We start from the raw sequence: 22,890 nt of genomic DNA on the forward strand, positions 1-22,890 counted from the left end.
GAAGGGGGACGGAGGGAGGGAGACGGCGTAGCGGTGCGAACCGCGACAGTGCGGATAGAGACAGCGGTCATGTTGCCGCTAAAAGTATTGCCGATAAACTCTCAATGTCAATGGCAGGGAAACATGAGCCACGGTTTTTTCTTGCAGGTAGCACCGCAGCCGAAAGCGATGGACAAGCGCGAGCGGCCACGGCGATAATCAGCCATGCCTTCCCCCTCCTCCATCCAGCCCGACCTGCCCCGCCCGCAGCCCGCCTCGCTTGCAGACCTGTTTTTCTCATTCACCTGGCTGGCCTTGCAAGGCTTTGGCGGCGTGCTGGCCGTGATCCAGCGCGAGATGGTCGAGCGCAAGCGCTGGCTGACGCAGGAGGAATTCCTGGAAGACTGGGCCGTGGCGCAAATCATGCCCGGGCCAAATGTCGTCAACCTGTCGCTGATGGTGGGCGGGCGCTATTTCGGTTTGAAAGGCGCGCTGACGGCGCTGGCCGGCATGCTTGCCGTGCCCCTCCTCATCGTGCTCTTGCTGGGCGTGCTGTACACGCACTTTGGCGATAATCCGCAAATGGCGGGCGCCCTGCGCGGCATGGCGGCCGTGTCGGCCGGCATGATCGCCGCCACGGGCGTGAAACTGGCTGCCGCGCTGGCCAAGCATCCGCTGCCCTTGTGGCTGACCTTGCCCATCACCGTGCTGGGCGTGCTGATGGTGGCGGTCTTCCGCTGGCCCCTGCTGTACATCCTGCTGGGCCTGGGCGGCATCGGCTGCCTGCTGACGTATCGAAAGCTGTCCTCATGAATCCGCCCTTGCAACTGGTCTTGAGCACGGGCGACTGGCTGAACCTGTTCGGCCACTACCTGATGCTGTCGCTGATGTCGATCGGCGGCGCCATTTCCACCACCTCCGAAATGCACCGCTTCCTGGTCGAGCAACATGGCTGGCTGACCCAGGCGCAATTCAATGAATCGATCGCCATCGCCCAGGCAGCACCCGGCCCGAACGTGCTGTTCGTCGCCCTGATGGGCTGGAACGTGGGCATGAATGCGGGCAGCTACACGGCAGCCTACCTCGGCGTGCTGGTGACCATGGTGGGCATCATGTTGCCCAGCACCACCCTCACCTACGTGGCAGCCCAGTGGGGCTATCGCAACCGCGACTTGCGCCCCGTGCGCGCCTTCAAGCAAGGCATGGCGCCCATCGTCGTCGCCCTGCTGATTTCCACCGGCATGATACTGGGCGGCGCCAACCACGACATCCGCACGGACTGGCCCCTGTGGAGCCTGTCCATCGTGGCGGGCCTGATCATCTGGCGCACGAAGATCCATTTACTCTGGCTGCTGGCGGCCGGCGCCGTGCTGGGCTGGCTGCAGCTCGTGTAAGCCTACACGGCCAGGTGGCGCTTCACCTCGTCGCCATCCATCTGTGCAGCCGGTCCGCTGGCGACGACGCTGCCGCGCGACAGGACGATGAATTCATCGGCCAGTTCGCGGGCAAAATCAAAATACTGTTCGCACAGCACGATGGCCATGTCGCCGCGCTGTTTCAACAGGCTGATCACGCGGCCGATATCCTTGATGACGGAGGGCTGGATGCCTTCCGTCGGTTCGTCGAAGATAATCAGCTGCGGCTCGGCCAGCAGGGCGCGGGCGATGGCCAGCTGCTGCTGTTGCCCGCCCGACAAATCGCCGCCACGCCGCTGCAGCATCTCTTTTAGTACCGGAAACAGTTCATAGACGTGGGGATCAATGCGCGAGGCTAGCCGGCCCCGCTTCACTGCCATGCCCATCAGCAAGTTTTCCTCGACTGTCAGGCGCGCAAAGATGTCGCGCCCCTGCGGCACGTAAGCGATGCCCAGCTTTGCCCGCGCATGCGGCGCCAGCCTGGTGATGTCGCGCCCATGAAACAGCACCTTGCCCTGCGCCACGGGCAGCACGCCCATCAGGCATTTCAGCAAAGTCGTCTTGCCCACGCCATTACGCCCCAGCAAGGCCAAACACTCGCCCTTGCGCGCCGACAGGTTGATGCCGCGCAAGGTGTGCGAGGAGCCATAGTATTGATTCAATTGTTCGACTTCCAGCATGCTTACCTTCCCAGATAGACTTCGATGACCCGCTCGTCCGCTTGCACTTCGTCCATGCGGCCCTGCGCCAGCACGGCACCTTCATGCAGCACGGTGACGATGCCTTGCTGGGCAATGTCCGTGACGAAACCCATGTCGTGCTCGACCACCATGATCGAATGTTTGCCGCGCAATTCATTGAGCAATTCCGCCGTGCGCGCCGTTTCCGCATCCGACATGCCGGCTACCGGTTCGTCCAGCAGGATCAGCTGCGGCTCCTGCATTAGCAGCATGCCGATTTCCAGCCACTGCTTTTGCCCATGCGACAGCAAGCCGGCCGGCCGCGCCTCGTGGCCGTGGAGGCGGATCAAGCGCAAGATCGCTTCGATCTTGCCTGCCTGCTCGGACGTCAAGCGCGCAAACAGGGTGGGCGCCACGCGCTTGTCCATCTTCATCGCCAGTTCCAGATTGTCGAACACCGTGTGCTGCTCGAACACGGTGGGACGCTGGAACTTGCGGCCTATGCCCGCATGGGCAATCTGCGCTTCCGTCATGGTGGCCAGGTTCATGGTCTGGCCGAACCAGGCCGTACCGGACGTGGGCCGCGTCTTGCCCGTGATCACATCCATCATCGTCGTCTTGCCCGCCCCGTTAGGGCCGATGATGCAGCGCAGTTCGCCCACGGAAATATCGAGGCTCAGTTTGTTGATGGCCTTGAAGCCGTCGAAGGACACGCTGATGTCTTCCAGATACAAAATTGCGCCGTGCGTCGTGTCGACGCCCTCGCCTTTCACGCGCGAGTACGTCGGCCCCGCTTCTGCGCTGGCCATGCCGGGCAACATGCGGATGCTCATGCGGCCTCCTCTGCCACGGCGGCCACTTTTTTACGTTTGAGTTTGCTCAACACGCCCAGCATGCCCTGCTGCATGAACAGAGTGACGACGATGAACAGCAGGCCCAGCGCGAACAGCCACAGTTCCGGCAAAGCAGCAGTGAACCAGCTTTTCAAGCCGTTGACGGTGAAGGCGCCCAGGATGGGACCGATCAACGTACCGCGCCCACCGACTGCCACCCACACGACCATTTCGATGGAGTTCGCGGGCGACATTTCAGACGGGTTGATGATGCCCACCTGCGGCACGTACAGGGCGCCCGCAATGCCGCACAGCACGGCCGACAGGGTCCACACAAATAGCTTGAACCACAGCGGGTTGTAGCCGAGGAACATCAAGCGCGCCTCACTGTCGCGCACGCCCTGCAGCACCCTGCCCAGTTTCGAGCGCACGATGGCGCGCGCGCCGATCAAGGCCGCCAGCAGGAAGGCCAGGGTCAGCAGGAACAGCACGGCCCGGGTGGCCGGTGCCGTGATGCTATGGCCGAGGATAGTCTTGAAATCCGTGAAACCGTTGTTGCCGCCAAAGCCGGTGTCATTACGGAAGAACAAGAGCATGAAGGCATAGGTCATCGCTTGCGTGATAATGGAAAAATACACGCCCTTGATGCGCGAGCGAAAGGCAAAGTAACCGAACACAAAGGCGAGTAAGCCCGGCACCAGCACGACGAGAGCCATGCAATACCAGAAATGTTCCGTGAAGGCCCAGTACCACGGGTAGGTTTTCCAGTCGAGAAAAACCATGAAGTCGGGCAAGCTGCTGTGGTACTGGCCCTGGTCGCCGATGGCGCGCATCAAGTACATGCCGTGCGCATACGCACCCAGGGCAAAAAACACGCCGTGGCCCAGGGACAATATGCCCGTGTAGCCCCAAACGAGGTCCAGCGCCAGCGCGGCCAGCGCGTAGCACATGAACTTGCCCACCAGCGCCACCGTGTAGGCGGACACGTGCAGCGCATGCCCCTCAGCAAACGCCAGATTGAAAAGCGGCAACAGCGCCGCCAGCACCGTGCATGCGGCAATCGCCAGCCAGACGGGCCGCGTGAACAGACCCTGTTTGGATTGATAGGAGGTAGTCATTCGACGCTGCGTCCCTTCATGGCAAACAGGCCCTGCGGCCGGCGCTGGATGAAAATGATGATGAACACGAGAATGGCGATCTTCGCCAGCACGGCGCCCGCCACCGGTTCGAGGAATTTGTTCACTTCGCCCAGGCCCAGCGCGGCGATCACGGTGCCGGCCAGCTGGCCCACGCCACCGAGTACCACCACCATGAAGGAATCGACGATGTAGCTTTGGCCCAGGTCCGGCCCCACATTGCCCAGCTGCGACAGGGCCACGCCGCCCAGCCCGGCGATGCCGGAACCGAGGCCGAAGGTCAGCATGTCGACCTTGCCCGTGGCCACGCCCACGCAATCGGCCATGCGGCGGTTTTGCGTGACGGCCCGCACGAACAGACCCAGGCGCGTCTTGTTCAAAATTAACCACACGGCCACGACGACGACGATGGCAAAGGCAATGATGGCCAGGCGGTTGTACGGCAGCACGAGGCCGCCCAGTACGGTCACGCCGCCCGACATCCAGGCCGGATTGGCCACTTCCACGTTTTGCGCGCCGAAGATCGTACGCACCGCCTGCATGAGGATCAGGCTGATGCCCCAGGTAGCCAGCAGGGTTTCCAGCGGCCGGCCATACAGCCAGCGGATCACGGTGCGTTCCAGCGCCACGCCCACCAGTCCGGCAACAAGAAAGGCGGCCGGTAGCGCGGCCAGCAGGTAGGCATCCTGCATGCCGGGCAGGTAGCTGCGGAAAAACAGCTGGCACAGATACGTCGTGTAGGCGCCTATCATCAGCAATTCGCCGTGCGCCATATTGATGATGCCCATCAAGCCGAAGGTGATGGCCAGCCCCAGCGCGGCCAGCAACAGCACGCTGCCCAGGGAAATGCCGTAGAACACATTGCCGGCAAATTCCATGCGCGCCACTCTGCCCTTGATCTGGCGCATGGTCTCGATGGCGGCCAGTTGCACGGCTTCATCGGGCTCGCCTTCCTTTTCCAGCATGGCTTGCAGCACGGGCAGCAGGCGCGCATCGCTGCTGCCGGCCAGCGCCTGCACGGCGGCCTTGCGCGTGGCTGCATCGGGCGCATGCAGGTTGGCGCTGGCGATCAACACCTGCAATATCTGCTGGATGTCGGCATCACGCTCCTGCGCCAGCGCCTTGCGGATCAAAGGGATTTGCGCGGGATCGACGGATTGCTGCAGCGCCTGCGCAGCGGCCAGGCGCGTGGCCCGCTCGGGCGCCAGCAGTTTCAACCCCGACAAGGCGCCCGCCACGGCCGAGCGCAAGCGGTTGTTGACCATCACGCCATCGATGCCGTCCGGCAGCGGCACGCTCTTGCCGCTTGCCGGATCGTAAGCCTGTTCGCCGTCGACGATGTAGACCTGGCCGTCGGGAGTCGCGTATAACGCGTCGTCCTGCAAGGCTTGCAGCACGCGGGCGGCCTCGGGCGTGGCCAGGGCGGCGATCTGCGCGACGGCGGCGACCCTTGTATCGGGGTCGTCGCCGGATAGCGGTTTCAGCAGCTCAGGAGGGATGGTAGCCTGCGCCATGGATGACAGGCACAGGCAGGCGAAGACCAGCAGCGATGTGAATAGCCTCATTGATATCCCGGAAAAGCGTTGATGGTCAGCACCACCGGACGCATGCCCGATGGCGCCAGCGTTGCTTTTACAGCTTTTGCTTGCCCTCATTGCCCTTGATAAACGGGCTCCATGGCTGGGCGCGGATCGGTTCCTTGGTTTTCCACACGACATTGAATTGCCCATCCGCCTTGATCTCGCCGATCATCACGGGCTTGTGCAAGTGGTGATTCGTCGGGTCCATGGTCAGGGTAAAGCCGGACGGCGCCTTGACGCTCTGGCCGGCCATGGCGGCGATCACCTTGTCCGTGTCCGTCGATTTCGCCTTTTCCACGGCTTGCGCCCACATGTGGATGCCGACATAGGTCGCTTCCATCGGGTCGTTCGTCACGACCGAACCCGCGTTCGGCAACTTTTGCGCCACGGCATACGTTTTCCACTGCTTGATGAAGGCCGTGTTGACGGGATTCTTGACGGATTCAAAATAATTCCACGCCGCCAGATGACCGAGCAAGGGCTTGGTATCGATGCCGCGCAGCTCTTCCTCGCCCACGGAAAACGCGACGACGGGCACATCCGTGGCTTTCAAGCCCGCATTGCCTAGTTCCTTGTAGAACGGCACGTTGGAATCGCCATTGATGGTGGAAATGACGGCCGTCTTGCCGCCGGTGGAAAACTTCTTGATGTTGGCGACGATGGTTTGATAATCGGCATGGCCGAACGGCGTGTAGACCTCGCTGATATCGCTATCCTTGACGCCTTTGCTTTTCAGGAAGGCGCGCAGTATCTTGTTGGTGGTGCGCGGATACACGTAATCCGTGCCCAGCAGCACGAAGCGCTTGGCCCCGCCGCCATCCTTGCTCATCAGGTATTCCACGGCGGGTATCGCCTGCTGGTTCGGCGCGGCGCCCGTATAAAACACATTCTTTTCCAGCTCCTCGCCCTCGTATTGCACCGGGTAAAACAGCAGGCTGTTGAGTTCCTTGAACACCGGCAAAACCGACTTGCGCGACACGGACGTCCAGCAGCCAAACACGACGGCAACCTTGTCCTGCGCCACCAGCTGGCGCGCTTTTTCCGCGAACAAAGGCCAGTTCGACGCGGGATCGACGACGACGGCTTCCAGCTTCTTGCCCAGTACGCCGCCCTTGGCATTGATCTCGGCGATCGTCATCAGCGCCACGTCTTTCAGCGACGTTTCGGAAATGGCCATGGTGCCCGACAGGGAGTGCAAAATGCCCACCTTGATCGTGTCGGCGGCCAAGGCTGCCTGCATGTAAGTGGACGTGGCCAGGGCCAGTGCGCCGGCGGCGGCCGCTTTCAGGATGATACGTCGTGACATGGGGACTCCTGTGATGGGTTCGTGGGGGTCGAGCTGGGCATACGATGTTGTTAAAGCAGAATGCATGCCAGCGCCAGCAGGCGTCCGCCATGGTGCACGCGGCCAGCGCCGCACGAAAAAAAACCTGGCTGCACAAGGACTGTGCAGCCAGGTTTCAAATTGCCGTAAAACGGTGCGCCGAAGAAGTTAATCCATACGAATCAATCCTTGCGCGGCGCTCCGCGCAGGCGGCGCCAGCCCTTGCGGCCCAGCGGGAACAGCAGCACGAAAGCGATCAGCCACGGCAGGATGTACGCCATGGCCGTGATGGCGTTGGCCACGCCTTCCGACAGGTTTTCCGTGAAATTGCCCAGCGCGCGCTTGACGGGCCGCCAGAACGATTGCCTGCCTTCGGCGCTGATGACCACGTTCAGCAAGTCCGTATCGATGCGCTGCATCAACAGCGCATTGGCCGCTGTCGCCTGCTCCAGTTCCACTTGGACGGTCGCCAGCTCCTTGGTCACCTTGATCAGGGCGTCGACGTTCGTGCCTGAGCGCTTTTCCAGGTCCTGTAGCTGGGCTTGGTATTGCTTGAGCATTTCCAGGCGTTTCTTGCTGTCGAGCACAGGACGGCCCAGGTCTTCCACCTTGGTGCCCTGGCTGGTAACGTCGCCTCCGGCCGCGACCAGCGCGACGAGTTTCTTGATGCCGGCCGGTTTGGCGCGCATGCTGATGCGCGCATGCACGTAGCGGCCGCCGTCGACGCTGGAATCGAGCAGCAAACAGCCGTTTTCCGTATCGGCCTTGCAGGCAGCGACCACTTTTTCATACAGCGGCCGCACTTGCGCCTCGTGCGTATCAACGCTGACATTATGTTCATAGGCAAGGAATTCGCTGCCCTTTTCCTTGCCATCGAGGCGCGCGGCGCTCGATTGCCCGCCGCTCTCGCCCTTGCCGCCGCAACCGGCCAGCAGCAACAGGCCCATCAGACCAATATAGATTTTTTTCATGATTTCTTTCTTTGGATTATTTGCTAAGCGGAAGCATCTCGACATCGGGCAGATGCGCCGCCACGTCCTGCACGGTCGCATAGCCGGTCAGCGCAGCCAGCACCTGCGGCAATGGCGCCGGCCAGATTTCAGGCAAGTCACGCTCCTCGGGCGCCAGCACGGGAAAGGCCAGTTGCTCACGCGGCGGCGTGAAGGCGGCCGCGACGCCGGGCTTGTTGCCGCGCGCATCGATGCGGTACCAGCCAAACTCTTGCAGATACACGGCGTTCAAGCCATGCAGGCAAAATGGCGGCCCCACTTCGCCGACAGCCAGGCGCTGATAGCACAGGCCGGCAGGAATGCCGTTGGCGCGCAGCAGCGCGGCCAGCAAATGGCTCTTCGCATAGCAATAGCCCGTGCCATGCTGCAAGACGTCGGAAGCGCGGCAGGTAACGGGATTGCGCTGGTAATCCCAGCTGTGGGCGACCTCGTCGCGCACGAAGGCAAAGCAGCGGGCCGCGATGGCGGCGTCGCCCACCGCGCCTGCCGCCAGCTCGGCCGCCCTGGCGCGCACGGCCGGATGGTCGCTGTCGATATACAGGCTGCTGGCTAGATAGGGGGAAAAGTCGGTAGACATGGCATAAAGGCAATGCGAAAAGATAATGCGCGATTTTAGTCGAAGCGGCACACAATCGAGCGTTTCCTTGCGCAGGAACAAAGAAAATCCACGCTGCAAGCTCGTTGCGCGGGGGCCGGCGACTTTGGCGGCAGCCCGGTAGCTGGTATCATGCGGGCAAACGCCTGCCGGCCCCATTGGGCCGGCGCATGCAACACCTTGCGAAGCGGTTCCGCGCCGCCGACGCCTCCCCTACAGATCAGAGAAGCGAGTTCCTATGAGCACACCATCGTCCCACCCATCGTTCTGGCGCAGAGTCCCGCTGGCTTTCGGCGCCTTCTTCAGCACCCTGTCGAACGCCGCCTATGCGGCCCGCGTGGAAAAACTGTCCTTGCCCGAGGCTGCGCCCGTCGCTCCCGTGGCGCCTGCTCCGGCGCCCGCTCCCGTGCCGACGCCGGCCGCCGCCCCCGTCATTTTGAAAGAAGCCACACCGGACGCGGCCCTGCAATTGCTGGCCCTGCTGCAGCGCGAAGCGCGATTGATCGACTTCACCCAGGAAAACCTGGGCAGCCATGCCGATGCCGACATCGGCGCGGCCGCCCGCGTGGTGCACGAAGGCTGCGCCAAGGTCATGCGCGAATACTTCACCATCGAAGCCGTGCGCCAGGAAGCCGAGGGCAGCCGCATCGTGCTGCAGGAAGGCTTTGACAGCGCCCAGGTACGCCTGACGGGCAACGTCGTCGGCTCGGCGCCGTTCACGGGCACCCTCAGCCACCGCGGCTGGCGCGCCTCCAGCGTGCGCCTGCCGAAACTGAGCGAGCAGCACGACGCCGCCATCCTGGCACCGGCCGAGGTGGAACTATGAGCGACGCGATCAACTCAAGCCCGCGCTACGCCATCGGCATCGACCTGGGCACCACCCACAGCGCCCTGTCGTATGTGAACCTGGTCGAAAGCGATGGCGAAAAGTCCAGCCACGGCGTACTGAAAGTGCCGCAACTGTCGGCGCCGGGCACGGTAGAAGAATTGTCGCTGCTACCATCGTTCGTGTATCTGCCGCACGCCGATGAAGTGGCGGCGGGCGACCTGGCCCTGCCCTGGGTCACCGAGGAAGCGGAAGCGCCATTCGTCGTCGGCGAAATGGCCCGCAGCCGCGGCGCCACCACGCCCATCCGTTTGGTTTCCAGCGCAAAAAGCTGGCTGTGCCACCCGGGCGTGGACCGCCGCGCGGCGATTTTGCCGAACGACGCGCCGGCGGAAGTCGCGCGCATCTCGCCGATCACGGCCGCCACGCGCTACCTGACGCACTTGCGCCAGGCCTGGGACAACGCCCACCCGCAAGCGCCGTTCGCGCAGCAGGAAATCACCGTGACGATTCCCGCCTCCTTCGACCCGGCCGCGCGCGAGCTGACGATGGAAGCGGCGCAGGCGGCCGGCTACGCCTCGCTGACCCTGCTGGAAGAGCCGCAAGCGGCCCTGTACAGCTGGATACAGACCAGCGAAGGGCGCTGGCGCAAGGAAGTCAAGCCGGGCGACATCATCCTGGTCGTCGACGTGGGCGGCGGCACCAGCGACTTTTCGCTGATCGCCGTGCTCGAACGCGACGGCGTGCTGGAACCGCACCGCGTGGCCGTCGGCGAACATATCCTGCTGGGCGGCGACAATATGGACCTGGCGCTGGCCCACCTGGTGGCCCGTAAACTGGCGGCCAACGGCACCCAGCTCGACGCCTGGCAAATGCGCGCGCTCACTTACGGCTGCCGCAGCGCCAAGGAAAGCCTGCTGGCCGACAGCGGCCTGGAAACGGCGCCCATCGTCGTGCCAAGCCGCGGCTCGAAACTGATCGGCGGCTCCATCCGCACGGAACTGACGCGCGCGGAAGTGTCCACCTTCATCCTCGACGGCTTCTTCCCGCAGGTGGAAGCGTCGAGCCGCCCCGCCGTGCGCACGCGTGCCGGCCTGACGCAACTGGGCTTGCCGTATGCGCAGGACGCGGCCATCACGCGCCACCTGGCCGCGTTCCTGGGCCGCCAGGTGGCGGCAACGGCCGAACTGGAAGGCTTTGCGGGCCGCCAATCGGATGACGCCAGCTTTTTGCATCCTACGGCCGTGCTGTTCAACGGCGGCGTCTTCAAGTCGGATTTGCTGGTGCAGCGCATCATGGCCACCGTCAACGACTGGCTGTACCTGGAAGGCGCGGAACCGGCGCGCATGCTGGCCGGTGCAGACCTGGACCTGGCCGTGGCACGCGGCGCAGCCTACTACAGCTACGTGCGGCGTGGCCATGGCGTGCGCATCCGCGGCGGCACGGCCAGTTCCTTCTACGTGGCCATCGAATCGGCCATGCCGGCCATCCCCGGCATGGAACCGCCGATCCAGGCCCTGTGCGTGGCGCCGTTCGGCATGGAAGAAGGCAGCGAACTGGAACTGCCAGGCCAGCAATTCGGCCTGGTCGTGGGAGAACCGGTGCACTTCCGCTTCTTCGCCTCGTCCACGCGGCGCAACGACCAGATCGGCGACTTGCTCGACTTCTGGGGACCCGATGAATTGCAGGAACTGAGCGAAATCCAGGCGACGCTGTCCGCCGAAGGCCGCCAGGCCGGCGACGTGGTGCAGGTCAAACTGCACGCGCGCGTCACGGAAGCGGGCACCCTGGAGCTGCTGGCCGTCTCACCTGATGGTGCCGAGCGCTGGAAAGTGGAATTCGACGTGCGCGGCACGCCGCAGCAATAAGCATGCGCAGCGCGAAGGTGCAACCGGCCTGGCTGGTCGGCATCGACCTGGGCACCACCAACACGGTGGTGGCCTATGCCGATGCGGCCGATGCGCAGGCGGGCATACAGCTGTTCGCCATCGAGCAGCTGGTCGCTCCCGGCGAAGTGGGCGCACGCCCCTTGCTGCCGTCCTTGCGCTACCACCCTGCCGCCGGCGAGCTGGCGGCGGGCGACTTGCAGCTGCCCTGGCCACAAGTCGCGGCGGAGGGCGATGAACCGCCAGTGCTGGGCGCCCTCACGCGCCAGCTCGGCGCGCAAGTACCGGGCCGGCTCGTTTCCAGCGCGAAGAGCTGGCTGTCGCATGCGAACGTGGACCGCCAGGCGCCCATCCTGCCGTGGGGCGCGGACGCCGGCGTGGCCAAGGTGTCGCCCGTGGCGGCCAGCGCCAGCTACCTTGCGTATGTGCGCGCCGCGTGGAATCACCGCTTTCCGCATGCTCCCCTCGAAAACCAGGAACTGGTGCTGACCATCCCCGCCTCGTTCGACGAGGGTGCGCGCGCACTCACCCTGGAAGCGGCCCGCTTGGCGGGACTGGCCACCGTGCGTCTGGTGGAAGAACCGCAGGCGGCCTTCTACGATTTCCTGCAGCGCCGGCGCGCAAGCCTGCGCGAGGACCTGGCCGATACGCGCCGCATTTTAGTCTGCGACGTCGGCGGCGGCACCACCGATTTCAGCCTGATCGACGTGGACTTCGATGTCGATGGCGAACCCCAGCTCACGCGCAGCAGCGTGGGCAACCATCTGATCCTCGGCGGCGACAATATGGACCTGGCGCTGGCCCATCTGGTGGAAACGCGCATGGCGGCCGGCGTCGAAGGCGGCATGAAGCTGTCCGCCGCGCGGCTGTCGCAGCTGATGGAGCGCTGCCGCGCCGCCAAGGAATTGCTGCTTTCCAGCGACGCACCCGACAAGGCCACCGTCACTTTACTCGGTGCTGGATCGCGCCTGATAGGCGCCAGCCGTTCCGTCGACATCACGCGCGAGGAAGTGGCGGCCATGGTGGTCGACGGCTTCTTTCCCAAGGTGGAACTCAGCGAGGTGGCCAGGAAAGGGCGCACCGGCATCGTCGAATTCGGCCTGCCGTATGCGCAGGACGCGGCCATCACGCGCCATCTGGCCAGTTTTCTGCAGCAGCATCAAGGGGCACTGCGAGACGCACTGCCGGATACGCTACTGCTGAATGGCGGCGTGTTCCGCGCCGATGCGCTTGCGCGCCGTCTGGCCGAGACGCTGGCGCACTGGCGCGGCGCTCCCCTCACCATCCTGCATAACGATAATCCCGACGTGGCCGTGGCCCGTGGCGCCGTCGCCTATGCGCTGGCGCGACGCGGTCAGGCGCCGCGCATCGGCGGCGGTTCGCCGCGCAGCTATTTCCTCGTGCTGGGCGAAGCGGGCAAGGAACACCGCGCCGTGTGCATCCTGCCCCGTGGCAGCGCCAGCGGCGAGGAAATCCGCCTCACGGAGCGTCTGTTCGCGCTGCGCCTCGGCCGGCCCGTGCGCTTCCACCTGGCCACTTCCCTCTTTGAGGCGGGCACGCCGCCGCAATTGGGCGAGATCGTCGACCTGGACGCCGGCGAGTACCTGCGCCTGCCGCCGCTGGCCAGCGTGCTGCACGATAAACAGGATGCCAGCGACAAGCGCGAAATCACCGTGCAGCTGGCTACCGTCATGACGGAAGTGGGCACCCTGGAAGTGCATTGCGTGGCCGAAGCCGATGCCGGCCAGCGCTGGCTGCTGGAATTCCAGCTGCGCGCTGGTAAGGAAGAGCAAGGAGATGGCGAGGCTCAAGCCGTTTCGCCACGCATCAAGGAAGCCATCGAGAAGATCGAGCGCATCTTCGGCGGCAAGGCGCAAAAGGTCGAAACCAGGGACGTACGCCAGCTGCGCCAGCACCTGGAACGGGGGCTGGGCGGACGCGAAAGCTGGGAGACTGCGCTGCTGCGCCAGCTGTTCGACGCCCTCCTGCTGCGCGCCCGTGGCCGGCGCCGCTCTGCCGAGCACGAACGTGTCTGGCTGAACCTGGCCGGCTACTGTTTGCGTCCCGGCTATGGCGACGCGCTCGACCCATGGCGCATCGAGCAGCTGTGGGCCCTGTTCGACACGGGCATCCAGCATCACAAGGACAACCAGGTGTGCGCCGAATGGTGGACGCTGTGGCGCCGCGTGGCTGGCGGCTTGAGCACGCAGCAGCAACTGCGCCTGCTGGACGACTTCGCCTTCAACCTGCAAGCCGATGCGGCCCAGCGCGGCAGCCGCCACGTCACCCTGGTCAACGGCAGCGACGACGACATGCTGCGACTGGGTGCCTCCCTGGAGCGCATTCCCGGCGCCTACAAGGCGGAAGTGGGCGTCTGGCTGCTGAAACGCCTGCAAAAGGCCGGCAAGAAGGAAGAAGCGGCGGACACGAACACCCTGTGGGCGCTGGCCAGGGTCGGCGCGCGCCAGCCCTTCCACGGCAGCGCGCACGAAGTGGTAGACAGCGCCACCGTGTCCGACTGGCTGCACGTGCTGCTGGCGCTGGACTGGAAAAAGACCGAGCCGGCCGCCTTTGCCGGCGCCCACCTGGCGCGCATGACGGGCGACCGCTCGCGCGACATCGCCGACGACTTGCGCGCCACCGTGTTGGCGCGCCTGAAAGCCGTTGGCGCCCCGCCCCTGTGGCAGGCGATGGTCAGCGAAGTGACGCAGCTCGATGAAGCGATTACCAAACGTATGCTGGGCGAGGCGCTGCCGCCGGGATTGAAGCTGATCGGCTGATCGGCTTCCAGCCCTACACCAGCGCCACCACCAACAGCAGCAGCGCCAGCGGCGCCTGCACCAGCACGATGCCCGGATGCGTGCGGCGCAGCTGGGCCCAGACGGACAGGCCCGGCACTTCCTCGTGCGGATGGTGGGCTTCGTCGCGCAGCGACATCGCGTGCAGGAACATGCCGGCGATCAGGGGGCCGGGATTGACCCACCAGCCCTGCTCGAGCAAGCCGCGCGACAGGTAGATGGCCAGTGCGCCGATGGCAAATGGCGAGGCCCACACCAGCACCAGCATCAAGCGGATGCCATAGAATTCCGCCAGGGTGCCCATGCGGTGCAAGCGGCTGAAATCGTGGTCTTCCATGCGCCGGTCGATGGCCAGCTCGGCGCGGCCGTACAAGGTCCACAGGCCGCCGAACAGACAGCCCAGCAGCACACCGATGACGATATCGGCCGCGAACACCGCATACTTGTTGACGTCGGCCGTGCCGATGCCCAGCGATGTGTGGGCGGCCGCATGCAGGTGCAGGCTGGCCTGCTCGCCTTCGGCCGTCGTATAGCGGTCGCGCACGTCATACGTGCTGCCGATATACACGACGTTCTTGCGCAGTGCCCCGGCATCCACGCCAGCCTGGCCATCGATCAGTTTGACGCGCGTGCGCGTGGGGCTCAGGAATGCCGGCGCCACGGCGGCCGGGTGAAACGGCGCGGTGACGGCGTTCTGTTCGGCCGCCGCCTTGGCGTCGCCGCGGATGACGGGTTCGAACGCCCAGCGCGCCAATTCCTTTTCACTTCCCGTGCGACTGGCCAGCTGGCACACGCGACCCGCCAGCGCCAGCACTTCCTTTTGCTCGGACAAGACGGCCGGCATGGGCTGCTTCTTCTCCTGCTCGTCGGCGCCATGCGCCAGCTCGAAGGCCACTGCCGCCAGCACGGGACTTTTCAGCTCGATGCGCGTGACGGCGCCCATGCGTTCACGGATCCGCGGGCTGGCGAAATGGATGCCGGCGGCGCAGCGCGCGCGTATCCACGGCAGGTTCGCATTCCGGTCCGATTGTTCGGGCAGGATCAGCACCAGTTGCCGGCCATCGGCGGCCAGCCGGTCGAGCAGGCGGTCCAGCGGCCGCTCGCCCGCCTTGTGCTGCTCATACACGGCAGGCGCCAGGTCCAGGTCGATGGCCAGCACCTTGCTGCCGCGCGCGGCGGCGCTGGCGATCAATTGTTCCAGGCGCGTGCGTTCCAGCGGTTCGCGCTCGTCGAAGACCTGTTCGAACGCGGGCTGGTCGATTTCGATGATGCCGGGCCGGTAGGCGGCGCCCGGGTCCTTGCCCCGCTCCAGCCGCTGCCCCTGTGCCGCGCTGGCGCGCAGCATGGCCGCATCGAGCCATTCGAGTACGTGAAAGCCTTCCAGCGCCAGCATCAGCGCGGCGATCAGGCTGGCGCCGATCACGTGGTGCAGCAGGTGCGTGCCCGTCAGCTTGAAGGCCGAGCCTAGCTGGGCAACCGGCCACAGCAGGCGCCGCCAGAGCGGCGGGCGCGGTTGGTCCGGCTGGCTGGTTTCCACGGTGCGTTCCCTTTGCGTGCGTTACATGAGTTATCACTCAAGCAACAGTGTTGGCGAAAGGATAGTGTATTGCAGTTGCGCCCGTTTCGCCGCACGGCTGGCACGGGCCCGCCCGGCAGCTTACTTCGGCTTGGCCAGCAGCAGCAGCTTGCCCAGCGCTTCGAAGGCCGGCGTGGTGGTCGGGTCGTTCGCCGCATTGGCCGCCGTCGGCGTCGAGGCGAAACGCACGATTACCATTTCCGCCTTCGGATCGACATAGATGCGCTGGCCATACACGCCGCGCGCCATGTAGGCGCCATGGTCGTTATGCGTGACCCACCACATGTCGCGGTAACTCCAACCCTTGAGCAAATCATAACCGCCCTTGGCGAACTGCTGCTTGTCGCCGCCGCGGCGGATATCCTCGACAGCCGCCTTGGGCAGAATCTGCTGGCCGTTGTAGCGGCCATCGTTGCGCAGCATCTCGCCGAAGCGGGCCAGGTCGCGCAAGCCCGCATTCAAGCCGCCGCCGGCAAACGGGGTGCCCGTCGAATCGACCGTCATGTAGGCATCCTGCTCGGCGCCCAGCTTTTGCCAGATATGCTGGGACAGGTACTCGTTGACGTTCTGTCCCGTGACACGGGCAATGATCCAGCCCAGCACGTCGGAGTTGACGGTGCGGTAGCCGAACGCCTCGCCGTGCCTGCCCTCGTGCCGCACCGTTTGCAGATACTCGAAATAGCTGCGCGGCCCCGTGTAATCCTTCGGCTTGGGCAGCGGGCTGCCGGCCGCCGCGTGCTGCCACACTTCCGCTTTCGGGTCGGCATAATCTTCGCTGAATTTCAGGCCCGTGGTCATGTCGAGCACCTGGCGCACGGTGGCGTCGCCAAACGCCGACGTGGCCAGTTCCGGCACATACTCGGCCACTTTCCTGTCCGGATCGAGCTTGCCTTCGGCCACCAGGGCCGCGCCGATGGTGCCCATCACGGACTTCGTCACCGACATGGCACCATGCTGGCCGCTTTCCTTCAGCACGCCAAGGTAACGCTCATACACGATGCGGCCCCGGTGCAGCACCACGATGCCGTCCGTGTAATTGGCGCCCAGCGACTGCTCCCAGGTCATGGTTTCCTTCGCGCCCAAAGGCGTGAAGCGCAGGCTGTCGATATCCTTGCGCAGCGCGCGCGGCAAAGGCACGGGCGCGGTCAGGCCGCGCGATACCGCCACCGTCGGCATCAGCTGGCGAAAGTGCGACACGCTCCAGCGCAGCTGGGGGAAATTGAAATAGCTGCCATCGTCGAAGCGGATGATTTTATCGGCCGGCGGCGGCGCGCCCACCATCCATTTCAATGCAGCCGGATCGCTGGCGGCGGCCGACAGCGGCGCCGTCGTCTCTGCCGCGTGGGAGCTGGCGGCCAGCGCCAGGCAGGCGGCGGCCAGGGCCAGGCGGCGGGTTTGTGGCAGTGTCTTCATGCATAATCTCCTGTCGTGGCTGGCGCCGGCAACGGCGCTCACTTCATGCGGTGAATGCTAACAGAGAAACTTTTTATCTTGTTCTACGGCATCCTATTGTGCGGGCCGCGCGCTGAGACAATCGTCTCACGCACGCCATGCTGCAGCGCAGGATGCGCGGCCCCGCGCTTCGTGCTAAAACCGGAGACGACAAGTGATGCACCATCAAAACATCAGCAACCGAGACACTGGAGAGCGCCATGCCCTACGTCCGCCAGACCAGCCATATCGACCGCGTGCGCGACCTGATCGCCGGCCGTATCGTCAATCCAGGAGCCGATATGGCCAGGCTGGCCTCGTCGTACCGGCGCTCGCTGGACGACTACCGGCTCGACCCCGCCTCCACCACGGGGCCGCGCATCCTGACGGGCGCCGAACTGCGCGCCATCCAGCAGTCCGAAGAAAATTTTCTACGCTCCACGGGCCAGTGCCTGCCGCGCCTGCACGCCATGGTGCGCGAAGCGGGCTACTGCGTCATCCTCGCCAATGCGCGCGGCGTGACGATCGACTACGTGGTCGACACGAGCCAGCGCAAGGACTTCAAGAAGGCGGGCCTGTATCCGGGTTCGTGCTGGTCGGAAGAGGAAGAAGGCACGTGCGGCATCGCCTCCGTGCTGCTCGACCATGAAGCCATCACCGTGCACAAGACCGACCATTTCCGCGCCGCGTTCACGGGCCTGACCTGCAGCGCGGCGCCGATTTTTTCGCCGCACGGCGACTTGATCGGCGTGCTCGATGCCTCGGCCTTGAGCTCGCCCGACGCGCGCGACAGCCAGCGCCTGGTCAGGCAGCTGGTGCGGCAAGGCGCGACCCTGATCGAGGACGGTTTTTTTCTCAAGTCCTACAGCCATTGCTGCATCCTGCTGGCGCACCGCAACCGCCACTTCGTGGAAGTGCAGCCGGAGATGCTGCTCGCCATCGACGAGCATGGCAATATCGTCGCCGCCAACCGCTGCGCGCGCGACGTCATCGGGGGCCTCGATAGCCTGCCGCGTCCCGTCGGCGAGGTGCTGGAAGTGCGCGCCGAACGGCTGTTCGATGCGCGCGCGGGACACAATCTGCTGTCCTTGCGCCTGGCCGGCGGCAGCACCTGGCTGCACGCCCGCGTGCGCGCGCCGCTGCGCCAGGCCAGCGTGCGTTCGCGCGCCATACGCGAAGTGCCCATCGCGCAAGACGCGGTGGCATACACGCCGCAGGAACAGGCCGAGCGCACGCGCATCGTCCACGCCATGAACGCCGCCAAATGGCGCCCGCTGCAAGCGGCGGCCATGCTGGGCATCTCGCGCGCCACCCTGTACCGACGCCTCAAGCAGCTGCACATCGCGCCGCCGCACCGGCAGTAAGCAGCAGAAAAAGCTGAGACTTCCGTCTCAATCGCCGCCATGCTGCGCTGCGGGATGCGGAGCCAGAACGCCAGTGTTACAACATCGTCAGCGGCAACACAGCCGCATCCCATCATAAAGTCAGCAGACTTGGAGGAGACACGATGCAAACCGATAGTAACCCGCACGACCTGGCCGTGGCCGGCATCCTGGAGCAGCTCGAAGGCTTTCTTCGCGCCAGCGACAGCACGGGCGCCGCGCAACTGTTCGAACAGGACGGCTACTGGCGCGACCTGGTGCTGTTTACCTGGAACCTGAAAACCCTGGAAGGCCGCGAGCAGATCGCCGCCATGCTGGCCGCCCAACTGGGCGCCGTGCAAGCGCTCTCCATCCGCATCGCCGACGGCGAACATGCGGTGGAAACCGGTGGCGTGCTGCAAAGCTGGATCACGGTGGAAACGAACGTGGCGCGCGGCGTGGGCTTCATCCGCATCCGCGACGGCAAGATATGGACCCTGCTTACCACCATGAGCGAATTGAAAGGCTTTGAAGAAGCCAAGGGCGGCCGCCGGTCCATGGGCGCCGAACATGGCGCGCGCACGGACCGCAGCAGCTGGCTGGAAAACCGCGAGCAGGAAGCAAAGGAACTGGGCTACGCGCGCCAGCCCTACTGCGTCATCATCGGCGGCGGCCAGGGCGGCATCGCGCTCGGCGCGCGGCTGCGCCAGCTGAACGTCCCCACCATCATCATCGAGAAAAATGCGCGCCCCGGCGACAGCTGGCGCAAGCGCTATAAATCGCTGTGCCTGCACGACCCCGTCTGGTACGACCACATGCCCTACATCCCGTTCCCCGACAACTGGCCCGTCTTCACGCCCAAGGACAAGGTCGGCGACTGGCTGGAAATGTACACCAAGGTGATGGAACTCAATTACTGGGGTTCGACTTCATGCGAATCGGCCAGCTTCGACGAAGCCACGGGCGAATGGACGGTGCAAGTACTGCGCGATGGCCAGGCAATCACCCTGAAACCGAAACAGCTGGTGCTGGCCACCGGCATGTCGGGCAAGGCGAACATGCCGAAGTTCAAGGGCATGGACGTGTTCCAGGGCGAGCAGCAGCATTCGTCGCAGCATCCGGGGCCGGACGCGTATGTCGGCAAGAAGGTGGTCGTCATCGGCGCGAACAACTCCGCGCACGATATCTGCGCCGCCCTGTGGGAAGCGGGCGTGGACGTGACCATGGTGCAGCGTTCGTCGACGCACATCGTCAAGTCCGATTCCCTGATGGACCTGGCGCTGGGCGACCTGTATTCGGAACGGGCGCTGGCCGCCGGCATGACAACGGCCAAGGCCGACCTGACGTTCGCCTCGATTCCGTACAAGATCCTGGCCGACTTCCAGAAACCCGTCTTCAAGGCCATCCGCGAGCGCGACGCGGACTTTTATGCGCGCCTGGAAGAGCGGGGCTTCATGCTCGATTTCGGCGACGACGATTCCGGCCTGTTCATGAAATACCTGCGCCGCGGCTCCGGCTACTACATCGACGTGGGCGCCTCCGAGCTGGTCGCCGAGGGCAAGATCAAGCTGAAAAGCGGCGTCGGCGTGCAGGAACTGAAAGCCCATTCCATCGTGCTGTCCGACGGCACGGAACTGCCGGCCGACCTGGTGGTGTACGCCACCGGCTACGGCTCCATGAATGGCTGGGCGGCCGACCTGATCTCGCCCGAGGTAGCCAACAAGGTGGGCAAGGTGTGGGGACTGGGTTCGGCCACGACGAAGGACCCTGGCCCGTGGGAAGGCGAACAGCGCAATATGTGGAAGCCCACGCAGCAGCAAGCCCTGTGGTTCCACGGCGGTAACCTGCACCAGTCGCGCCACTATTCACAATACCTGTCGCTGCAGCTGAAGGCGCGCATGGAGGGTTTGCACACGCCCGTGTATGGGCAGCAGCAGGTGCATCACTTGTCGTGATGGCAGGGACAAGCAGATAAAAAAAAGGCGGCGGACCGAAGTCCGCCGCCTTTTTTCATCCTGCAGCCAACAATTACTGTTTGATAGCTTCGATCGCAAACGTCAAGGTGACATCATCGCTGACGGCTGGCGCATATTTGCCGGCGTTGAATTCCGTGCGTTTGATCTTGGCCGTGGCGTTGGCGCCGCAAGCGTCTTTCTTCAGCATCGGATGCGGTGCGCAAGTGAACGAGGTGACGGTCAGGGTGACTGGCTTGGTCACGCCTTTCAAGGTCAGGTTGCCGTCGACGGAAGCCAGCTTGTCGCCGTCGAAATTGAACTTGGTCGATTTGTAGGTGGCGACCGGATACTTGGCCGTGTCGAGGAAATCTTCACCCTGGATGTGCGAGTTGAACAGGGTCGAACCCGTATCGACGGATTTGGTGTCGATCAGCACTTCGACGGCGCCCGTCTTGGCGGCGCGGTCCAGCGTGACCTTGCCGGTGGTGTTATTGAAACGGCTTTGCTGCGTCGAGAAGCCCATGTGGGTGTACTCGAAACGGGGGAAAGTGTGGCTGCCATCGATGACATAGACTTCAGGAGCGGCAACGGCGGACAGCGAGAGGCCGGCGGCAGCGATAAAAGCGAGCAGTTTTTTCATTGTAGGTTCCTAACAGAAAGTGGAGGATGTCAAAACCGCAAGCAGCTGCAAGCGAACGGCGCCTGCGGCTGATTGTCTGGCTTCAGTTGCAACAGATTATGCATGGCATGAAGATCGATGTAAAACGGAAAATATACCTAGTTAGCATCGATAAAATCGATATTAACGACGATAATGTCCAAGACAGCGCCTTCTGCTGCCGATTATTGTCTGCATTGTCAAAAATATCCAGTGTTATCCGGCCTCACAAATGAGAATGATTCTTGTTATTATTTGATGAGCTTGCTATCATGGCGGGCTTTGATAACGGGGAAACGCGCGGTGCTTGAACGCTATTACCAGGAATTGCTGCGCCTGATTTCGCGCTCCACGGGCTGCCGCGACAAGGCGCAGGACGTGGTGCAGGAAGCCTATTCACGCATCCTGGCGCGCAAGACGGCCACTGGCGCAGCGTCACTGCATGCCGGGGCGGCGCCCGACAGCGGCCAGCGCGCGCTGCTCTACGTGACGGCAAAAAACATCGTCATCGACGAGCAGCGCCTGCACCAGCGCCGGCCGCACGACGATATCGATGAAGACCGCTTGCAGCTGCGCGCGCCGCGCGCCGACGAACCCGATCAACGCCTGCACGACCGACAAACCATGGAGCGCCTGCTGACCATCATCGAAGCCTTGCCGCCGCGCTGCCGCCAGGCCTTCGCGCTATACAAATTCGATGGCCTGAGCCAGATCGAGATTGCCGCCCAGATGGGCATCTCCGTCAACATGGTGGAAAAACATATCATCAACGGCATGCTCGCCTGCAAAAAAGGCTTGCCCGACCGCGTGACTGGAAAAGACAGCGCATGACACAGACAACTCCCACGGCAGACGAGATCGACTTCCAGGCCGCGCAATGGCTGCTGCGCCACGACGCCGGCCTGACCGCCCACGAACTGGCGGCGCTGCGGCAATGGCTCGAAGCCGACGCCCGTCACCAGCAGGCCTGGGACGAACTGGCCCGCACCGACGCGCTGCTGGCCAGCCTGCCCGCACAGCGCGTAGCCGCATTCAGCCAGCCCGCCCTGCCTGCGCCGGCGCCCATGTCGCTGCGGCGGCGCCTGGCTCAATTCCGCCTGGCCGCCAGCAGCCTGCCGCGCGGCGCGCTGGCCGGCGGCTGCCTGCTGCTGTGCGGCTTGCTGGCGTGGCCGCTGGCCAGCCATTTGCAGCGGCCCGGCTTCCAGCATGACTACAGTACGGCGCGCGGCCAGTTTGCCACGCAAATCCTGCCCGATGGCAGCCGCATCGAACTCGATAGCGGAAGCGCCATCGACGTGGCCCTGTACCGCGACCGGCGCACCGTGCGCCTGCTGCGCGGCCAGGCCATGTTCCATGTGCACGCCGACGCGGCGCGTCCATTCCAGGTGCTGGCGGGAAGCGCCACGGCGACCGTGCTGGGCACGCATTTTTCCGTGCGCCACGTGGGCGCCGCCACGCAGGTCAGCGTGGCGCAAGGTACGGTGCGCGTGGAAGGCACGGACACCGGCCAGGCGACGGTGCTGCATGCGGGCGATACGGTCACCGTCACGCCGCAGGGCATGGGTGCGCTGGCCAGCGTCAGCGCGCAAGCCGTCGGCAACTGGCGCGACGGGCGGCTCAATTTCGAGAACGCCACCCTGGCCGAGGCGCTGGCCGAATTCGAGCGCTATGGCGATACGGGCCTCGTGCTCGACGATCCCGCCCTGGCCAGCCTGCGCCTGAACGGCAGCTTCGACGCACGGCAGCCGGCGCAGTTTGCCGCCGCCCTGCCCCTGGCATTGCCCGTGCGCCTGCTGCGCCAGGACGGCAAGCTGCATATCGTCGCCTGCTGATTGTTTGAACATGCA

General features: G+C 64.5%; 19 protein-coding genes. 9 read left to right on the plus strand and 10 right to left on the minus strand.

Features of this window, described 5'->3' with window-relative positions; translation table 11 throughout:
• Positions 1-204 precede the first annotated feature (204 nt).
• Both ACQ4WY_RS04865 and ACQ4WY_RS04870 read left to right on the plus strand, forming a co-directional pair.
• On the plus strand, positions 205-792 hold the full coding sequence (locus ACQ4WY_RS04865) for a chromate transporter (protein ID WP_436503060.1): 588 nt from the start codon (positions 205-207) through the stop codon (positions 790-792).
• On the plus strand, positions 789-1,373 hold the full coding sequence (locus ACQ4WY_RS04870; RefSeq protein ID WP_289949737.1) for a chromate transporter: 585 nt from the start codon (positions 789-791) through the stop codon (positions 1,371-1,373). Before ACQ4WY_RS04865 ends, ACQ4WY_RS04870 begins: the two co-directional genes overlap by 4 nt.
• A gap of 2 nt (positions 1,374-1,375) precedes the next feature.
• On the opposite strand, the gene urtE is transcribed toward ACQ4WY_RS04870, so the two are convergent.
• The 7 genes from urtE to ACQ4WY_RS04905 form a co-directional block, all read right to left on the minus strand.
• On the minus strand, positions 1,376-2,074 hold the full coding sequence (gene urtE / locus ACQ4WY_RS04875; RefSeq protein WP_436503061.1) for an urea ABC transporter ATP-binding subunit UrtE: 699 nt from the start codon (positions 2,072-2,074) through the stop codon (positions 1,376-1,378).
• Between the two features lie 2 nt (positions 2,075-2,076).
• Entirely contained in the window at positions 2,077-2,907 is an 831-nt protein-coding gene (gene urtD / locus ACQ4WY_RS04880) for an urea ABC transporter ATP-binding protein UrtD (RefSeq protein WP_436503062.1), read from the minus strand.
• A complete protein-coding gene (urtC, locus tag ACQ4WY_RS04885; protein ID WP_436503063.1) occupies positions 2,904-4,025 on the minus strand; it encodes an urea ABC transporter permease subunit UrtC in 1,122 nt (373 codons plus the stop codon). Before urtC ends, urtD begins: the two co-directional genes overlap by 4 nt.
• Positions 4,022-5,608 carry an urea ABC transporter permease subunit UrtB gene (gene urtB / locus ACQ4WY_RS04890; protein WP_436503064.1) on the minus strand — a complete coding sequence of 529 codons (1,587 nt, stop codon included), beginning with the start codon at positions 5,606-5,608 and terminating at the stop codon, positions 4,022-4,024. The genes urtC and urtB overlap by 4 nt, the downstream gene beginning before the upstream one ends.
• Positions 5,609-5,675: 67 nt before the next feature.
• Entirely contained in the window at positions 5,676-6,929 is a 1,254-nt protein-coding gene (gene urtA, locus ACQ4WY_RS04895) for an urea ABC transporter substrate-binding protein (RefSeq protein ID WP_436503065.1), read from the minus strand.
• A 200-nt stretch (positions 6,930-7,129) separates the two neighbouring features.
• On the minus strand, positions 7,130-7,918 hold the full coding sequence (locus ACQ4WY_RS04900; RefSeq protein ID WP_436503066.1) for a DUF4349 domain-containing protein: 789 nt from the start codon (positions 7,916-7,918) through the stop codon (positions 7,130-7,132).
• Positions 7,919-7,934: 16 nt separating this feature from the next.
• Positions 7,935-8,534, minus strand: a complete 600-nt coding sequence (locus tag ACQ4WY_RS04905; RefSeq protein ID WP_436503067.1) for a transglutaminase-like domain-containing protein — start codon at positions 8,532-8,534, stop codon at positions 7,935-7,937.
• A gap of 256 nt (positions 8,535-8,790) precedes the next feature.
• Here ACQ4WY_RS04905 and ACQ4WY_RS04910 point away from each other — a divergent pair, with 256 nt between their 5' ends.
• From ACQ4WY_RS04910 to ACQ4WY_RS04920, 3 genes are read left to right on the plus strand one after another with little or no spacing between them, the layout of a single operon-like run.
• The gene (locus ACQ4WY_RS04910) at positions 8,791-9,378 is read left to right on the plus strand and encodes a DUF2760 domain-containing protein (protein WP_436503068.1); all 588 of its coding nucleotides are present in this window, start codon (positions 8,791-8,793) and stop codon (positions 9,376-9,378) included.
• Positions 9,375-11,246 (plus strand): Hsp70 family protein, encoded by a 1,872-nt coding sequence (locus ACQ4WY_RS04915; protein WP_436503069.1) that lies wholly within the window; start codon positions 9,375-9,377, stop codon positions 11,244-11,246. Before ACQ4WY_RS04910 ends, ACQ4WY_RS04915 begins: the two co-directional genes overlap by 4 nt.
• A gap of 2 nt (positions 11,247-11,248) precedes the next feature.
• On the plus strand, positions 11,249-14,044 hold the full coding sequence (locus tag ACQ4WY_RS04920; RefSeq protein WP_436503070.1) for an Hsp70 family protein: 2,796 nt from the start codon (positions 11,249-11,251) through the stop codon (positions 14,042-14,044).
• A gap of 13 nt (positions 14,045-14,057) precedes the next feature.
• Here ACQ4WY_RS04920 and ACQ4WY_RS04925 read toward each other — a convergent pair whose 3' ends face one another.
• The gene (locus tag ACQ4WY_RS04925) at positions 14,058-15,599 is read right to left on the minus strand and encodes a CHASE2 domain-containing protein (protein WP_436503071.1); all 1,542 of its coding nucleotides are present in this window, start codon (positions 15,597-15,599) and stop codon (positions 14,058-14,060) included.
• A gap of 120 nt (positions 15,600-15,719) precedes the next feature.
• The gene (locus tag ACQ4WY_RS04930; protein ID WP_436503072.1) at positions 15,720-17,051 is read right to left on the minus strand and encodes a serine hydrolase domain-containing protein; all 1,332 of its coding nucleotides are present in this window, start codon (positions 17,049-17,051) and stop codon (positions 15,720-15,722) included.
• Positions 17,052-17,290: 239 nt separating this feature from the next.
• Here ACQ4WY_RS04930 and ACQ4WY_RS04935 point away from each other — a divergent pair, with 239 nt between their 5' ends.
• Both ACQ4WY_RS04935 and ACQ4WY_RS04940 read left to right on the plus strand, forming a co-directional pair.
• Positions 17,291-18,433, plus strand: a complete 1,143-nt coding sequence (locus tag ACQ4WY_RS04935; protein WP_436503073.1) for a sigma-54-dependent Fis family transcriptional regulator — start codon at positions 17,291-17,293, stop codon at positions 18,431-18,433.
• 143 nt (positions 18,434-18,576) lie between these two features.
• A complete protein-coding gene (locus ACQ4WY_RS04940; protein WP_436503074.1) occupies positions 18,577-20,385 on the plus strand; it encodes an NAD(P)-binding domain-containing protein in 1,809 nt (602 codons plus the stop codon).
• A gap of 73 nt (positions 20,386-20,458) precedes the next feature.
• Here the strand turns inward: ACQ4WY_RS04940 and ACQ4WY_RS04945 are convergent, their stop codons facing one another.
• Positions 20,459-21,025, minus strand: a complete 567-nt coding sequence (locus ACQ4WY_RS04945; RefSeq protein ID WP_436503075.1) for a YceI family protein — start codon at positions 21,023-21,025, stop codon at positions 20,459-20,461.
• Positions 21,026-21,346: 321 nt separating this feature from the next.
• Here ACQ4WY_RS04945 and ACQ4WY_RS04950 point away from each other — a divergent pair, with 321 nt between their 5' ends.
• Both ACQ4WY_RS04950 and ACQ4WY_RS04955 read left to right on the plus strand, forming a co-directional pair.
• Positions 21,347-21,874: a sigma-70 family RNA polymerase sigma factor gene (locus ACQ4WY_RS04950; RefSeq protein WP_436503076.1), complete on the plus strand. Its 528-nt coding sequence runs from the start codon at positions 21,347-21,349 to the stop codon at positions 21,872-21,874.
• Positions 21,871-22,875, plus strand: a complete 1,005-nt coding sequence (locus ACQ4WY_RS04955; protein ID WP_436503077.1) for a FecR family protein — start codon at positions 21,871-21,873, stop codon at positions 22,873-22,875. Before ACQ4WY_RS04950 ends, ACQ4WY_RS04955 begins: the two co-directional genes overlap by 4 nt.
• The last annotated feature ends 15 nt before the right edge of the window (positions 22,876-22,890 follow it).

It is taken from the genome of Janthinobacterium salmonicoloratum, assembly GCF_051380845.1.
GTDB lineage: Bacteria > Pseudomonadota > Gammaproteobacteria > Burkholderiales > Burkholderiaceae_D > Janthinobacterium > Janthinobacterium lividum_F.